Annotated in this window: 12 protein-coding genes and 1 pseudogene; 10 read left to right on the top strand and 3 right to left on the bottom strand. The window is 44.4% G+C overall.

The genetic code is table 11. The features are described from left to right. The first annotated feature begins 6 nt into the window (after positions 1-6). The 5 genes and pseudogenes from ACT8YW_RS05620 (at position 7) to ACT8YW_RS05600 (ending at position 7,668) form a co-directional block, all read left to right on the top strand. Positions 7-2,355 (top strand): zinc-dependent metalloprotease, encoded by a 2,349-nt coding sequence (locus ACT8YW_RS05620; RefSeq protein ID WP_444104293.1) that lies wholly within the window; start codon positions 7-9, stop codon positions 2,353-2,355. A gap of 25 nt (positions 2,356-2,380) precedes the next feature. Next, the gene (locus ACT8YW_RS05615; RefSeq protein ID WP_444104292.1) at positions 2,381-4,492 is read left to right on the top strand and encodes a DUF5117 domain-containing protein; all 2,112 of its coding nucleotides are present in this window, start codon (positions 2,381-2,383) and stop codon (positions 4,490-4,492) included. A gap of 115 nt (positions 4,493-4,607) precedes the next feature. Further along, complete coding sequence (locus ACT8YW_RS05610) at positions 4,608-5,381, top strand: radical SAM protein (RefSeq protein WP_444104291.1); 774 nt, start codon at positions 4,608-4,610, stop codon at positions 5,379-5,381. A 97-nt stretch (positions 5,382-5,478) separates the two neighbouring features. Further along, a pseudogene (locus ACT8YW_RS05605) lies at positions 5,479-6,291 on the top strand (efflux RND transporter permease subunit); the annotation flags it as partial. 12 nt (positions 6,292-6,303) lie between these two features. Next, positions 6,304-7,668, top strand: coding sequence for a TolC family protein (locus ACT8YW_RS05600; RefSeq protein WP_444104290.1), 1,365 nt, complete (start codon positions 6,304-6,306; stop codon positions 7,666-7,668). Between the two features lie 138 nt (positions 7,669-7,806). Here ACT8YW_RS05600 and ACT8YW_RS05595 read toward each other — a convergent pair whose 3' ends face one another. After that, positions 7,807-9,486 (bottom strand): SulP family inorganic anion transporter, encoded by a 1,680-nt coding sequence (locus ACT8YW_RS05595; RefSeq protein WP_444104289.1) that lies wholly within the window; start codon positions 9,484-9,486, stop codon positions 7,807-7,809. A gap of 249 nt (positions 9,487-9,735) precedes the next feature. On the opposite strand from ACT8YW_RS05595, the gene rbr reads away from it, so the two are divergent. Next, complete coding sequence (gene rbr, locus ACT8YW_RS05590; RefSeq protein ID WP_349824727.1) at positions 9,736-10,314, top strand: rubrerythrin; 579 nt, start codon at positions 9,736-9,738, stop codon at positions 10,312-10,314. 157 nt (positions 10,315-10,471) lie between these two features. Here the strand turns inward: rbr and ACT8YW_RS05585 are convergent, their stop codons facing one another. Both ACT8YW_RS05585 and nadB read right to left on the bottom strand, forming a co-directional pair. Continuing rightward, positions 10,472-10,747 carry a DUF4884 domain-containing protein gene (locus ACT8YW_RS05585; protein ID WP_444104288.1) on the bottom strand — a complete coding sequence of 92 codons (276 nt, stop codon included), beginning with the start codon at positions 10,745-10,747 and terminating at the stop codon, positions 10,472-10,474. Between the two features lie 2 nt (positions 10,748-10,749). Further along, a complete protein-coding gene (gene nadB / locus ACT8YW_RS05580; RefSeq protein WP_004298834.1) occupies positions 10,750-12,321 on the bottom strand; it encodes an L-aspartate oxidase in 1,572 nt (523 codons plus the stop codon). A 106-nt stretch (positions 12,322-12,427) separates the two neighbouring features. Here nadB and ACT8YW_RS05575 point away from each other — a divergent pair, with 106 nt between their 5' ends. The 4 genes from ACT8YW_RS05575 (at position 12,428) to dacB (ending at position 16,987) form a co-directional block, all read left to right on the top strand. Next, positions 12,428-12,880 (top strand): PH domain-containing protein, encoded by a 453-nt coding sequence (locus tag ACT8YW_RS05575; protein ID WP_087318029.1) that lies wholly within the window; start codon positions 12,428-12,430, stop codon positions 12,878-12,880. A gap of 41 nt (positions 12,881-12,921) precedes the next feature. Next, positions 12,922-14,265, top strand: a complete 1,344-nt coding sequence (lpdA, locus tag ACT8YW_RS05570) for a dihydrolipoyl dehydrogenase (protein WP_444104287.1) — start codon at positions 12,922-12,924, stop codon at positions 14,263-14,265. Between the two features lie 64 nt (positions 14,266-14,329). After that, on the top strand, positions 14,330-15,532 hold the full coding sequence (locus tag ACT8YW_RS05565; RefSeq protein ID WP_444104302.1) for a TlpA family protein disulfide reductase: 1,203 nt from the start codon (positions 14,330-14,332) through the stop codon (positions 15,530-15,532). 48 nt (positions 15,533-15,580) lie between these two features. Continuing rightward, positions 15,581-16,987, top strand: a complete 1,407-nt coding sequence (dacB, locus tag ACT8YW_RS05560; RefSeq protein ID WP_444104286.1) for a D-alanyl-D-alanine carboxypeptidase/D-alanyl-D-alanine endopeptidase — start codon at positions 15,581-15,583, stop codon at positions 16,985-16,987. The last annotated feature ends 98 nt before the right edge of the window (positions 16,988-17,085 follow it).

Genomic DNA, 17,085 nt, shown 5'->3' with positions numbered 1-17,085 from the left:
GTCTTTATGCTAAAAGGAATTATCGGTGCAGTATTTCTTGCTGTTGTCTGTACTTGTCTGTACGGGCAACAGCAAAGTATTACAACTTTTATTAAAGAAGAAGCACCAGTGGAAGTTATTCCCGGTATGTTTACTACCTATCGAAGTGATAAACATATCTATTGGGAAATCCCGGATTCATTGATTGGACGTGAGTTTGCCGTAACGACAACTATCCTGACAGCTCCTGCCCGTCCAGACCGGGATATGGAAAAGAAATTCGGATATGCGGGTGACATGATAGGTCCGGTACTTTTTAGTTTCCAGAAACAGGGTAACGAGTTGTGGATGATGGATCCACAATATGAAAGGGTGATAGAAAATCCTGAAGGAACATATGCAAAAATCGCCGCCCAACGTGGGAATGAAAGGCTTTATAAAATTTTGCCGGTTAAAGCGAGGAATCAGGGAAGTAGTCTGATAGAGATTGGTGAAGTATTAAAAAATTTTCCTCTGTTCACTCTCGGTATTGTGTCTTTTGATTTGTTGATAGGTACACATCTAAGCGAAAAAGACTGTATCAAGGAAATCAAGGGATATGATAATCGTTTGTTGATACATGCGTCACGAGCTTATCAAAGTTCATCAATGGGAATACCGGGTAAGCCTGTTGCACCTCTTTATATTGGAGACTGGGATACAGGTATCTGCATAAGATTACTATCAAAAAGACCATTGGAAGCAGTTACTGCAAATACCGGAGCTTATTTTTCTATCAACAAGGAGTCTTTTCAAGGGGATCAGCCTGCTATTCAGAAATCAGTTGTTAAACGATGGCGGCTGGAAATAAGGGCGGAAGATGAAGAAAGATACATGAGGGGGGAACTAGTAGAACCTATACAACCTATTATTTTTTATATAGATCGTAATACACCGGAAAAGTACATCGACTGTATCATTGAAGCGGTACGTGACTGGCGTCCGGCTTTTGAAAAAGCCGGGTTTAAGAACGCCATTGATGCGCAGCTGGCTCCTACCGTTGAGGAAGATCCTGATTTTAGTATTTATGATAGTAGTTATCCGTTTATTTCATGGAAGATATCAGGACAAAATAACGCTTATGGTCCCACTCCTTGTGAACCCCGGTCCGGTGAGATTATTGCTTGCCATATCGGTATTTTTTGCAGTGTCTTGAACTTGGAACAGAAATGGTATTTTGCTCAATGTGGAGCGAATGATCCGCAGGCATGGAATATAGAGCTGCCGGACTCTTTGCAATACGAACAGATAAAACAAGTACTGACACATGAAGTGGGTCATACATTAGGGTTGGAACATAACTTTCTGGGTAGTTCTCATTACTCCATCGATCAATTACGTGATAATGATTTTTTAAGTCAATATAGTATTGGTAGTTCCATTATGGATTATGTGCGGTGTAATTATGCTTTGCGTCCTCAAGATAAAGTTGATTTGAGAAACAGGAGGGTACGTGTCGGTGAATATGATAAGTGGGCTATTGAATGGGGCTACCGTATATTTCCGGGTAAAGATGCTTCTGAAAGAGAAAAGAACAGGACCCTTTGGAATCAAGAAAAACAGAAAGATCCCTCATTACATTTTTCGGGCAGAATGGATGTACGGGCTCAGGCAGAAGATTTAGGTAATGACCATGTTATGGTTAATACACAGGGAATAGAGAATCTGAAATATTTGTGTGAACATCCTGATGTCTGGAATGTGACGGATAAAACGTCTTTGCATGTATTGCAGGGACGTTATGAAGCGGTATTAAATCATTATAAGCAGTGGGTACAGCACGTTTTGTCTCATTTGGGCGGGAAACGCCTTGCTGAAACAGATGATGAGAATATTTACATACCTGAAAAAGCCGATTACAATAAGAAGGTTATGAACTTTATACAGACTTATATATTACAGCCGCCTGTATGGATGTTTGATAAAGAACTTACCACTAAATTAGAAATAGATGGTAGTCAGGAGTTCGACCGCTTTTATGAAGAGCTAATGTCGGAAATGATTCGTTCTCTCCGGGAAGTGGAAAGAACGGAGAATGTTTGTGAGGATATGTTGTCTGTAGATGAGTTTTTGGAAAGCATACATAAAGAGTTATTTGCCGAATGGGCTGACAATATTCCTGTAAGTGACGCCAAGTATAAAGTGCAGCTGCTTTATGTGAGTAAACTTGCTAGATTGTTGGATAGATCAGAAAAGATAACTTCGTCGAGATTATTGGTTTCCATTATGCAGGCTTTGAATAGAATAAAGGAGGAAAGTCTTGATTATAGCCATAAGATTACGGATCCGGTTAGCAAAAAACGGACAATGTTTCTTGTAGATAGTATTTTGTTTTAATGATGAAAAGTAAATAAAGAAATTCATGAAGAGAAGAAGATATGTGATTGGTATATTGTTGTGTGTCACAGCTTTGCTTCAGGCACAGGATTCCGTCAAGTCATTTGACGAGTTTTTTGTTGCCGGGATGAATAAGATCGACGGTGTGTTTCCTGTGTATGTAGCGGAAAAAGAAATCTATTTGGAAATACCCGAAAAATATATCGGGCGGGAAATTAAAGTCAGTGGACAGATAGACCGAGGGTTTGATTTGTTGAATCGTCCGGTTGACGGACTGGGAGTAGTGCGTATTATATCTCCGGATAAAGCTACAATTTGCTTTCAAAAACCGTTTTATACAGAGCGTATTTTAGATGAAAAAAGCACATATCAGCAATCTTTCTCGTTGTCAAATATGCAACCTGCCGGTAAAAGTTATCCGGTGGTGGCCTATTCAAAAGAACAGGGAGCTATTATTCGGATAACAGAGTATCTGATGACTGGCGATGACTGGTTCAGCTATAATGATAGTTTTATTCGTTCCTTGGTTCCGGAACTGTCGGAAATAATGAAAATACATCCTTTTAAGGAAGGTGTGTCGTTTACGGTCAGGCGCTATCATGGAGTTGAAGCGGAAAGATATATGCTGTCCAGTTCTACCGTTATATTGCCTGAAGGTAGTATGCCTTTGGAAGTCACTTGTGCAGTACGCTTGCTACCTCTGAAAAAAGATCAGATCCGCCTGGCAGATTACAGAATACCCTACCGGACATTGAGTTTCAAAGATTACTCGCAAAATCCTTATTGTATGGTAGAAGATTCATTGATTCTTCGTTGGGATATGTCACAACCGCTTACTTTCTATGTAGATACCCTTTTTCCGAAGGAATATTTCCAGGCAGTAAAGGAAGGAGTGGAAGCATGGAATACCGCCTTCCATAAAGCAGGTATTCATGATGCTTTACAAGTAAGGTATGCAGACCGAAAGATAATTCCGGCGGAACAACGTGCTTTTATATCTTATGATTTGAGAATACCGGGGATCAAAAGTGACTTTATCTGTCATCCTCGTACCGGAGAGATACTTTCATGTCGTCTGAATATCGGACATGGATTCCTAAAAGGAAAATTAGACGACTATTTGTTAAGTTGCGGTGCCTCGGATTCGCGTATTCTGGCTGACCGTTATTCTAAAGAAGTGGAAAAAGAATTGTTGCAAAATGAAATAACGGAAGAAATTGGATATCTTTTAGGTTTGCGCAGAAGTTTATCGAAAAGCTCGTGTGGAAAGACTTTAAAAGTTGGAGATGATGATTGCCAGACTGTTTATTTTGGCTATCATCCTTTCAAAGGAGACCAAAATTGTTATGATGAACGGGAGAAGCTCCGCCAATGGATAGAGCATAATTTACCAGATCACATTCGTTTATTCCAACCATCAGGGAAGGAGAATTCTAATTCTTCATTTCCAGAAGATTATGCGGTCAAAATATCGGATTTACAGACTGTAGTGAGTCGGTTGGATAAGATTGTGTATAAGGGGAAGAAATACGATAAGGGGAGTTCGCTCACTGATATATACAGAAAGGCTATTCGTCTGTATGGGAGTTATCTGATGGAAATGGCAAAGGTGGTGGGTAGTTCTCAACCGGCAGATGCGCAGCGTCAGGCAATGCTTGATTTGGACAACTATTTATTTCATCCTGTTAAAAAGATGGAGTGTACCTATGTAAAAGAGAATTTGTTGGAAACAAGAAACAATCTTCTATATCCGGAACTGGCGAAGTTGTTCAAACATTTGTTGAGTGTAAAGACAATTTCAGCTCTTCGATTGCAGGCGTTGCAGAGTGACCGGAAGGGGTATGACGATATTGATTTTTTCCGGGATCTTTATAAAGGGTTGTTTAATGGTTTTGATCCGCAGTCTGCCGTTAGTTATGAACAGATGGATATTCAGCTGATATGTTTGGAAGCGTGGCTGGATATTATGCAGGAAGCTACTGAACATAATAGTATAAAGAAACGTTTAACGAGCGAATTGCATAGTCTGTACGATAGACTGGAGGAGCTTAGCACGACACATTCCCAAAGGGAAGTACGTGATATGTATATTCTGCTTTTGAGAAGAATGGATCAATATTTCCGTGCGGTTTCTTGAGTGGCGTTAGAGTAATAATTTGTTTGGGATGATGAAAAAATGGTCGTACAGATAGAATAACCTATAAGTTTTGGGTTATCTTTGCTATGATTTATGAATAAATAATTAGAATAAGATGACTATTATTTTTCCTTCACCCATCTTCGGCCCTATTCATTCCCGCCGTTTGGGCGTTTCATTGGGAATCAATTTATTGCCGGACGACGGTAAGGTTTGTTCATTCGACTGCATTTATTGTGAGTGTGGTTTCAATGCCGAACATCGTACGAAAAAACTTCTTCCTACCCGTGAAGAAGTCCGAACGGCTCTCGAAGAGAAACTAAAAGACATGCAGGCAAACGGCCCTGCTCCTGATGTACTGACATTTGCCGGAAACGGTGAACCGACTGCGCATCCCCATTTCCCGGAAATCATAGAAGATACACTTGCGCTTCGCGACAAGTATTTCCCAAAAGCGAAAGTAAGCGTATTGAGTAACTCTACATTTATCGACCGTCCTGCCGTATTCGAAGCACTGAACAAGATAGATAATAATATCCTGAAACTGGATACGGTGGATGAAGAATACATTCATCTGTTGGACCGTCCTAACGGAAAATATTCTGTTAAGAAGATCATCGAAAGAATGAAAGAGTTCAAAGGAAACTGCATCGTACAGACGATGTTTCTGAAAGGAGGTTATCAGGGAAAAGACATGGATAATACATCCGACAAGTATGTGCTCCCTTGGATAGAAGCAGTGAAAGAAATCGCTCCCCGTCAAGTGATGATTTATACGATTGACCGGGAGACTCCCGACCACGATTTGCAAAAGGCTACGCATGAAGAGTTAGACCGTATTGTGGCTTTATTGGAAAAGGAAGGTATTCCGGTAACAGCTTCTTATTAAAATATAATTCAAACAGAGATATATTTCTTCTTGATAATACATAAGAAAATTAATATAAGAGGGCGAACCAATAGAATTCAGAAGTTTTATACTTCCTAATGGTGCGCAGATGGTGCCGGTGAGCCAGTTCGTGACGCTGAAACAAGTGCTGGGACCGGAAACGGCTAACCGTTTCAATCTTTACAGCACCATCACCGCCAATGTGAATCCTGCCGACGGTTACTCTTCCGGCGAGGTGCAGAAAGTGATTGAAGAAGTGGCTGCTCAATCTTTGCCGGCAGGCTACGGGTATGAATATGGTGGTATGGCACGCGAAGAAGCAAGTAGCGGTGGTGCGCAGACGGTTTTTATTTACGCCATCTGTATCTTCCTTATCTATCTGATTCTGGCCTGTCTTTACGAGAGTTTCCTCGTACCGTTTGCCGTTATCTTCTCCGTGCCGTTCGGACTGATGGGATCGTTCCTTTTCGCCAAAATACTCGGGTTGGAGAATAATATCTATCTGCAGACGGGTGTGATTATGTTGATTGGTTTGCTGGCTAAGACGGCCATCCTGATTACGGAGTACGCCATAGAGCGTCGCCGCAAGGGAATGGGCATCGTGGAGTCTGCCTACTCTGCCGCACAAGTCCGCCTGCGTCCTATCCTGATGACGGTGTTGACGATGATCTTCGGTATGCTTCCGCTGATGTTCTCTTCCGGTGCAGGTGCCAACGGTAACAGTTCGCTGGGTACGGGTGTTGTAGGCGGTATGGCTGTCGGAACACTGGCATTGCTCTTTGTCGTTCCGGTTTTCTACATCATCTTTGAATTTTTGCAGGAGAAAATCCGCAAACCGATGGAAGAGGAAGCAGACGTGCAGGTGCTTTTAGAGAAAGAAAAGAGCGAAGTTGAACGCGAACGTAAATAAATGAAAGAAAGAATGAAGAAGAATATCATCACATTAGTTGCCGTCAGTCTGTTGTTTAGCGGTTGTGGCATCTATACGAAATACAAACCCGCCACTGTCGTCCCCGACAATCTTTATGGTGGGGAAGTGGTAGCCGAAGACACTGCCAGTCTGGGCAATATGGATTGGCGGGAGCTCTTCACCGACCCCTATTTGCAGTCTCTCATCGAAGTGGGATTGCAGACTAACACTGATTATCAGTCCGCCCAGCTTCGTGTAGAAGAAGCGCAGGCAACGCTGATGTCCGCCAAACTTGCTTTTCTGCCCGCTTTTGCTCTTGCTCCGCAGGGAACAGTGAGCAGTTTCGATACGCAGAAGGCTACACAGACTTATTCGTTGCCCGTTACTGCCAGTTGGGAGTTGGACGTTTTCGGTCGTATGCGCAATGCCAAGAAACAGGCGAAGGCGCTTTACGCTCAAAGCGAGGATTACCGTCAGGCAGTCCGTACGCAGTTGATAGCAGGTATCGCCAATACCTATTATACCCTGCTGATGCTGGACGAACAACTCGACATCTCCCGTCAGACGGAAGAGGCATGGAAAGAAACCGTTGCGTCTACCCGTGCATTGATGAATGCGGGACTGGCAAACGAATCGGCTGTGTCGCAGATGGAGGTGGCCTATTATCAGGTGCAGGGTTCGGTCCTCGATTTGCAGCAGCAGATCAGTCAGGTGGAGAATAGTCTTGCCTTATTATTGGCGGAGACGCCACGCAACTATGAACGTGGTATGCTGGCAAAGCAACGGTTTCTTACCGACTTCTCGATAGGGATTCCTGTCCAAATGCTTTCTTCCCGTCCGGATGTCCGTTCGGCAGAGCGGACGCTGGAAGCGGCGTTCTATGGCACCAATGCGGCACGTTCGGCTTTCTATCCTTCCATCACTTTGAGCGGGAGTGCCGGATGGACAAACTCCGCCGGGGCGATGATTATCAATCCGGGCAAGTTTCTCGCGTCAGCGGTAGGTTCGCTTACGCAGCCGCTCTTTAACAGAGGGCAGGTGGTGGCACAATACCGCATTGCCCGTGCGCAACAGGAAGAAGCAGCGCTCGGCTTTCAGCAAACGTTGCTCAATGCCGGTAGTGAGGTGAATGATGCGTTGATTGCCTATCAAACCAGTCAGGGAAAAAGAATCGTGCTGGATAAACAGATCACTTCCCTGCAAACGGCTCTGCGAAGCACTACTCTGTTGATGGAGCATGGTAATACAACCTATCTGGAAGTGCTTACCTCCCGACAGTCGTTGCTTAGTGCGCAACTGTCGCAGACGGCCAATCATTTTACTGAAATACAAAGTTTAATTAACCTATACCGTGCTTTAGGAGGAGGTCAGGAGTAAATGACATCATACTCTTCCTGTTTTTTAATTTAATGAAAGAAGGGCTGCCGGAGAAGTGATTCTGTGGCAGCCCGCTTGTTGGGCATATATGTCCAATACGCATGGTATATATAGCTTGCAAGTAACTGATAAACAGCGTTATTCTACCAGACTTTTTGCTCTTTCCAATGCTACGTTGATATTCGGGCAGATATTCTCTTTTCCCAGCAACTCGTAGAATCCGGCTTTTTCTAGTACATTATGCACGTTCTCGTTGACTCCCGAAAGAATAATGGTAGTCTTTTCCTTCTGCGACATTTCGCAGAGAGCAGTCAGGTTATGAATACCTGTGGAGTCGATGAACGGAACCTTGCGCATACGGATGATACGTACTTCCGGGCGGTCTCCCAGTTGGGTCATTGTCTCTTCAAACTTGGTAGCGATACCGAAGAAATAAGGACCGTTGATTTCGTATACCTCTATGCCTTTGGGAATCATCAGGTTTTCTTCGTGTACGGTAATATCCGATTCTTTATTCGGGTCAATCTCATCGGTAATCACCGAGATTTCAGTAGTCTCCATGACACGTTTCATAAAGAGGACGCAGGCAATCACCAATCCTACTTCGATAGCGACGGTCAGGTCGAAGATAACGGTCAGGAAGAACGTGATAAGCAGTACGGTAACGTCCGATTTCGGATTCTTCAGTAAAGCTCTGAATACACGCCATCCGCTCATGTTGTAAGATACGATGACCAGTACTCCGGCAAGGCATGCCATCGGGATATATTGTGCGAGTGGCATCAGGAAGAGCAGAATCAACAGTAATACTACTGCATGAATGATTCCGGCTATCGGCGTCTTACCCCCGTTGTTGATATTCGTCATGGTACGGGCGATAGCTCCGGTGGCGGGAATACCTCCAAACAGCGGGGCTATGATATTGGCTGCTCCCTGTGCAATCAGTTCTGTATTGGAGTCGTGGCGGTCGCCTATCACACCATCGGCTACCGTGGCAGACAGCAGCGATTCGATAGCTCCCAATACGGCAATGGTGATAGCTACCGGAAACAATTCCCTGATAGCTTCCCAATCCAACGCAGGCACAACGGCATCGGGCAACTCCGATTTAATGGTGAAGCGGTCGCCGATTGTCTGGATGCAGTCGATTCCTCCGAAAGTTTTCATCAGGTAAACGGCTACCGTGACTACGATGATGGCAATCAGCGAGCCGGGAATTTTCTTTGAGAACTTCGGAGTGATGGCGATGATAATAATGCTGACAATGCTTACGATGGTATTCCACCGGTTGATCGTGTCGAAGTGACGGAAATAAATCAGCCACTTCCCGACGAAGTCTCCCGGCACTTTCTCGTCTCCGAAAGATAAACCGAAAATATCGGCAATCTGGGTCGTGAAAATAGTGACGGCGATACCGCTAGTAAATCCGACGATGATAGGATAAGGAATGAATTTGATGACCGCTCCCAGCTTAAACACTCCTAATAATACAAGGAGTACGCCCGCCATCAGCGTGGCTACAATCAGTCCGGCCTCGCCGTATTGTTGTATGATGCCATAAATAATGACGATAAATGCTCCCGTAGGGCCGCCGATCTGGACTTTGCTGCCTCCCAACAGGGAAATGATGAATCCCGCAATGATAGCGGTGATAATACCTTTTTCGGGTGAAACTCCCGAAGCGATACCGAAAGCGATAGCCAGTGGAAGCGCCACGATACCTACGATGATGCCGGCCATCAGGTCCGCCATAAACGTTTCTTTCGAATAATTCTTTAGACAAGAAACCAGTTTGGGTTTAAATTCAAATAGCTTCATTTTTATATGTTGTTATACGTGTACTCCGTTCTTTTTTGCAAAGTAGAGGTTGCAAAATTAGATAAAATAATCGAAATAAGTATGTTTTTGAACATACTATTTGTCTGTTGATAGATTTCATTAATGAGGCGATAGTTTTTATTCATTAAGAAAAGGTGGTTTATTGTGAACAAATGGCTTATATTTGCGTTATAAATAGTACGACAAGTTACGTTTGATAATCAACCAATTTAAAATATAAAAAGAATTATGGCTAAGAGTATTAAAGGAACTCAAACAGAGAAGAATCTGTTGACTTCATTCGCAGGAGAATCACAAGCTAGAATGCGTTACACTTATTTTGCAAGTGCAGCTAAAAAAGAAGGCTACGAACAAATTGCAGCTATTTTCACTGAAACTGCCGATCAGGAAAAAGAACATGCAAAACGTATGTTTAAGTTCCTCGAAGGTGGTATGGTAGAAATCACTGCCAGCTATCCGGCCGGTGTAATTGGTACTACACTTGAAAATCTTCGCGCTGCCGCAGCAGGTGAACATGAAGAATGGTCACTGGATTATCCTCACTTTGCTGATGTGGCAGAACAGGAAGGTTTCCCAATGATTGCTGCTATGTACCGCAATATCTCCATCGCAGAAAAAGGTCACGAAGAAAGATATCTGGCTTTCGTGAACAACATCGAAAATATGACTGTATTCGCTAAAGAAGGCGAAGTGGTATGGCAATGTCGTAATTGCGGTTACATCACTGTAGGTAAAGAAGCTCCCGAAGTTTGTCCGGCATGTCTGCATCCGCAGGCTTACTTCGAGGTGAAGAAGGAAAACTATTAATCTACGGATGAATAGATAAATCTTGGATGATTTAGATAAAGGAAGAGGCTGTCTAACATGCCCCGAAAAAAAGAAATCACCCCTGTCAGAGTCATTGTTTGAACTGCTGATAGGGGTGAAATCGTTAAAAAGAGACTTGTTAGACAGCCTCTTTTCGTTATCGGTTTGGTATACTGTCTTTATAAATAGTAATCGTCCTTTTTCTTGTTGAATCATTTTTGATACTGGTTACATCTCCCCGGGTGGTGAAATACACATAGTTTCCCATATCGAGAAAACGGTACACTTTCACTCCGTCGTGCTCGAACAGATAACTGACTTCATAGGTCTGGTTATTTTCCGATTTTCCGCTTTTCAGCGGAATACCTGCATAGCACGAAGCTAGTCCTGTTATGCAGAAGAAAAGAATAAAAGTCCGAATCAATGTTTTCATAATCATTTCTTCACATGAGGATAATCTATCGTATAATGTAATCCACGGCTTTCCTTACGCTCCATTGCCTGGCGCATAATCAGATAACCCACATTCACCATATTACGCAGTTCGCAGATTTCTCTGGACGCTACGCTACGTTTGAACAGGCTTTCAGTCTCTTCATAAATAATATCGAGTCTGTCCCAGGCACGTTTCAGACGGAGGTCGCTGCGGACAATACCTACATACGTACTCATAATCTGGTTCACTTCTTTCATACTTTGCGTGATGAGCACCATTTCTTCCGGCGAACGGGTTCCTTCATCGTTCCATTCGGGAATATCTTCATTATAAGAATATTGATCGACCACTTGTAGACTGTGCTTGGCGGCAGCGTCGGCATATACGACTGCTTCTATCAGTGAGTTGGAAGCCAGGCGGTTGCCTCCATGCAATCCTGTGCAGGAACATTCTCCCACGGCATAGAGACGTTCGATGGAAGATTGTCCGTCTAGGTCAACGAGAATACCTCCGCAGAGATAATGGGCGGCCGGGGCTACCGGGATATAATCTTTCGTGATGTCGATGCCCAGGCTAAGACATTTTTCGTAGATATTGGGGAAGTGTTTCTTTGTTTCTTCGGGATCTTTGTGGGTGACGTCCAGATATACATGGTCGTCTCCACGGTTCTTCATCTCGTTGTCGATGGCGCGTGCCACGATGTCACGGGGAGCGAGCGAAAGACGGGGATCATATTTCTGCATGAACTCTTTGCCGTCCATTGTACGCAGTACACCTCCGTAACCACGCATTGCTTCCGTTATCAGGAAAGAAGGGCGGTCTCCCGGATGATACAGGGCGGTAGGGTGGAATTGTACAAACTCCATATCTTTCACCGTACCTTTGGCACGGTAAACCATGGCGATGCCGTCTCCGGTAGCGACTAGCGGGTTAGTGGTTGTTTTATAAACGGCTCCTACTCCACCGGTAGCCATCAGCGTCACTTTGGCAAGATAGGTATCTACTTTTCCCGTTTTCGGATCGAGGATATAAGCACCATAACATTTGATGTCCGGTGTCTGGCGGGTTACAGTCACTCCCAGGTGATGCTGTGTCAGGATTTCAATGGCAAACTGGTTTTCGATGACCGTGATATTCGGATGGCGTTGTACGGCTTTAATCAGGCTGTCCTGAATTTCCGCTCCCGTATTATCTTTATGGTGAAGAATACGGAACTCCGAGTGTCCGCCTTCGCGGTGCAAGTCAAATTCGCCTTTCTCGTTTTTGTCAAAATCCACTCCCCACTTAATCAGTTCTTCAATTTGTGCGGGAGCTTCGCGCACTACCTTTTCTACTGCGGCACGGTTACTGATCCAGTCGCCGGCAATCATTGTGTCTTCAATGTGCTTGTCGAAATTATCCACCAGAAGGTTGGTGACGGAGGCTACACCTCCCTGGGCGAAGTACGTATTGGCTTCTTCCAGCCCACTTTTACAGATAAGAGCAACTTTACCTTTGTGCGCCACTTTCAGCGCAAAACTCATACCGGCAATTCCGGAACCGATAACGAGGAAATCGAATTTTCTTACCATAATCTTGTTATTTCTCACCGCAAAGCTACAAAATAAGTTACTTCGTTGTACTTTTCGTTGTCACTAATTCATAAAATTGCTACCTTGCAGGCAAAAATCTGACAAAATGAATCGAATTTTTCATGCCCGCATCGCCTGGTACCAATATTTCCTGTTGGTGGTGCTTACTGTGAATGCCGTCGGCGCATTGTGGTGTAAATATATCTTAGTGGCGGTACTGTTTATGTTGATGCTGATTGTAGTGATCGAGCAAATTATACATACTACTTATACATTGACAACAAACGGTGATCTGGAAGTCTCACGTGGTCGTTTTATTCGCAAGAAGATCATCCCGCTTTCCGAAATTACTGCAGTCAGGAAATACCATTCCATGAAGTTCGGCCGCTTCTCGGTGACGGATTATATCTTGATAGAATACGGAAAAGGGAAGTTTGTTTCGGTGATGCCTGTCAAGGAACAGGAATTTGCAGAACTACTCGAAAAGAGAATGTTCGCAAAGAAAATAAAGGCCACGGAGGCAATAGACCCTGTAGACTCTCAAGCGGATGAATCGTAGCATGTTTTGATAATAATGAAAAGATTAACTGATTATATACTATGAAATATCAAGTAATTATCATTGGTGGCGGTCCTGCGGGATATACGGCTGCCGAAACTGCCGGTAAAGGCGGTTTGAGCGTATTGCTTATCGAAAAGAATAGTCTGGGTGGCGTCTGTCTGAACGAAGGCTGTATTCCTACGAAAACATTGTTGTATTCGGCAAAGACTTATGACAGTGCAAAACATGCATCAAAGTATGCAGTCAATATCCCGGAAGTCTCTTTCGATTTGCCTAAGATAATAGCGCGTAAAAGTAAGGTAGTGCGTAAACTGGTGCTGGGAGTGAAAGCGAAGCTGACTGCCAACAATGTTACAATTGTATCAGGAGAAGCGCAGATCATTGATAAAAATACGGTTCGCTGCGGGGAAGAGACTTACGAAGGAGAGAATCTGATATTATGTACGGGTTCGGAAACCTTTATTCCCCCTATTCCGGGAGTGGACGCGGTGAACTACTGGACGCACAGGGATGCTTTGGATAGTAAAGAATTGCCGGCTTCTCTGGCTATTGTTGGTGGCGGGGTAATCGGTATGGAGTTTGCGTCGTTCTTCAATAGTTTGGGAGTACAGGTGACGGTGGTTGAGATGATGGACGAAATCCTGGGTGGAATGGATAAGGAGCTTTCCGCTTTGCTCCGTGCAGAATATATAAAACGAGGTATTAAATTCCTGCTTAGTACGAAAGTGGTCGGCTTGTCGCAAACGGAAGAAGGGGCTGTTGTTTCTTATGAGAACGCGGAGGGAAACGGCAGTGTCATTGCAGAAAAGCTGTTGATGAGTGTCGGCCGTCGCCCGGTGACGAAAGGTTTCGGGCTCGAAAACTTGAATTTGGAGAAGACAGAGCGTGGCGTTATCAGAGTTAATGAAAAGATGCAGACTTCTGTGCCGGGCGTGTATGTTTGTGGTGACCTGACAGGATTCTCTTTGCTCGCGCATACGGCTGTTCGTGAAGCGGAAGTTGCCGTACATTCCATCTTGGGAAAGGAAGATGCCATGAGTTATCGGGCTATTCCGGGCGTAGTCTATACCAATCCAGAGATTGCCGGAGTGGGTGAAACGGAGGAATCGGCGTTGGCAAAAGGTATCACTTATCAGGTTATCAAACTTCCGATGGCTTACTCCGGCCGTTTTGTGGCGGAGAATGAAGGCGTCAACGGAGTCTGCAAAGTACTGCTGGACGAACAGCAACGGGTGATTGGAGCCCATGTATTGGGCAATCCGGCTTCGGAGATTATCACTCTTGCGGGCACTGCCATTGAGCTCGGATTGACGGCAGCGCAATGGAAAAAGATTGTTTTCCCACATCCTACGGTAGGAGAGATTTTCCGGGAAGTGTTATAAACGGATTCTGATATCTGCGATCGTTCATTGATGTGGGTATCTTACTGATAAAATCAAATATATGATGAGAAAATATATAATCATTCCGGTCTTATTGGCAATAGTTTGTATGGTGATGTGTCATTGTACATTTAATCGTAAAGCGTCAGTTGCCGCCAATGAATATTTGATTCAGGGCGAATTGGCCAATCTTCCCGACAGCATTGTGATCGGCCTGTATGAAGAAGACGGAAATATTCTTAACTGTGTCTTGAGAGATACGCTTATGAATGGACAGTTCTCTTTTCGCGACACGGTTTCTACCACACGGAAAATGCTTATAATGTCTGATAATCGGGGCTTCCCGGGTACATGGCTGGAAGTGTGGATCGCACCGGGAGAATACATCGAAATCAAGGGACAGGACAAACTAGTGAAAACATGGGAAGTAGTAAGTGATGTGCCGGAACAGCAGGAAGAAAACCGCTTTACGGCTTGCGCGATGGCTCAACAGAAAGAACTGATGCAATACATGGCAGCGGAATATGACTGGCAACGGATGATGTTCATAGACCATCCGGGCGACCGGGAGTTTGAAAGTCAGGCCTGGGCCAAAATAGATTCTATCCGGAAACTGTCAATGCCGTTGCAGCAGGAAATCTGGAAAAAGGAAATGGAATACATGGAAGAAGCTCCCGTCTCCCCGGTGTGGATGGATAGATTATTGTTTTTTGCTTCCATGATGAAATATAAAACCATCATGCCTTATAAAGAAGAGGTGAAAAAACTCTATGCCCGAATGTCCGAAGCCGATAAACAAACAGATGACGGACAGGAGATTACAGCCTATGTTTATCCTCCCACTACCGTAGGAGTTGGAGATATGATGGTGGATGGAGACTTGTATGATGCGAATGATTCTCTCCGTCATATTTCCGAATTTAAAGGAAAATTCATCTTACTCGATTTCTGGAGTAGCGGGTGTGGTCCTTGCGTGGAGTCGATACCCGAAATGGAGAAGGTGATGGATCTGTATAAGGATAAAATGACTGTGATTAGTATTAGTGAGGACCCGAAAGCACGTTGGAAAGAGTATATCAAGACGAAAGGAATGGGCGGTAACCAGTGGAATGAACTTCGTAAAGGACGTACCGGTCTTGCCCTAAACTATCAGGTACGGGGAATCCCTCATTATGTATTGATTGCCCCTGATGGAAAGATTCAGGATGTATGGTCCGGCTATGGCTCCGGTTCGCTTCTTGGACAGGTAGAGAAAAACTTGAAATAGATATAGAGGTAAGATACTATCATTTGTTGATGTCATAAACTGTATTGTATGAAAAAAAGTCTTTTGTTGGTCGCCCTTTCAGTTTGTTTGTTGCCACTTTGGGGACAACAAAATTTCTCCCGGATAGATTCGCTTATCAAGAAGATGCTCCCCGAAGCATCCGAGGTCGGCATATCCGTCTACGATCTGACGGCTAAGAAATCACTTTATAACTATCGTGCGGAGAAACTTTCCCGTCCTGCCTCTACCATGAAGCTGCTGACGGCTATTACCGCACTCTCCCGCCCCGAAGCTGCCGAACCTTTCCGCACGGAAGTATGGCACGATGGCGTGATAGAACATGATACTTTGCAAGGCAACCTGTATGTGGTAGGCGGATTCGATCCTGAATTTAACAGCCAGTCGATGGATTCATTGATAGAAGAGGTAATCACTTTCCCTTTTTCGGTGATTAACGGACAGGTATATGGTGACGTTTCGATGAAAGACTCCCTTTATTGGGGTAGTGGATGGGCATGGGACGATACCCCTGCGGGCTATCAGCCCTATTTGTCTCCACTGATGTTTTGCAAGGGGACTGTGCAGGTTTCTGTCGTTCCTTCTACGGTGCAGGGAGATACAGCAAGTGTTTCCTGTCAACCTGTATCCTCCTATTATACAGTGACGAATCAGACGAAAACATGTACCTCTTCTGCCGGAAAATTCTCTTTCACGAGAGACTGGCTGACGAATGGAAACAATCTCCTTGTTTCGGGAAATGTCACTTCGGTCAGAAAGGACGATGTAAACATCTACGACTCTCCCCGTTTCTTTATGCATACTTTCCTGGAGCGTCTTCGTGGGAAAGGAATCACGACTCCCCAGTCGTATGGCTTTGCCGAATTGCCTCGTGATAGTGTGACTGTAGAACGGATGGCTTGCTGGAATACTCCCGTGCAGAAAGTGCTGAACCAGTTGATGAAAGAGAGTGATAATCTCAATGCGGAAGCATTGCTCTGTCGCTTAGGGGCGCAGGCTACGGGAAAGAAGCAGGTAGCTGCCGAAGATGGTATTGTCGAGATTATGAAATTGATCCGTCACCTGGGGCATGACCCGAAAGACTATAAGATTGCCGACGGTTGCGGACTGTCCAATTATAATTACCTCTCTCCTGCCCTGCTGGTCGATTTTCTGAAATATGCGTACTCGCAAACAGAGGTGTTTCAGATGTTATATAAATCTCTTCCCGTTGGCGGAGTGGACGGAACATTGAAATTCCGGATGAAAGGTACTCCTGCCTTCCGGAATGTTCATGCCAAAACAGGCTCGTTTACGGCAATAAATGCGCTTGCGGGCTATCTGAAGATGAAAAACGGACATGAAGTGGCCTTTGTCATTATGAACCAGAATGTGCTTTCGGCAGCTAAGGCACGGGCATTTCAGGATAAGGTGTGTGAGGTGATTATTGGGAAATAGATGGTGTCATAATACTCAAATTGAAAGACTTACCCCTGCTAAAGCTCTGTGTAACAGAAGCACTTTCCTAAAGAAAAGTGTTTTGACACCCCAAAACA

Origin of the sequence: Bacteroides sp. (assembly GCF_052357945.1) — a bacterium.
Classification (GTDB): Bacteria; Bacteroidota; Bacteroidia; order Bacteroidales; family Bacteroidaceae; genus Bacteroides.
This window is presented reverse-complemented; position numbering and strand designations above follow the sequence as displayed.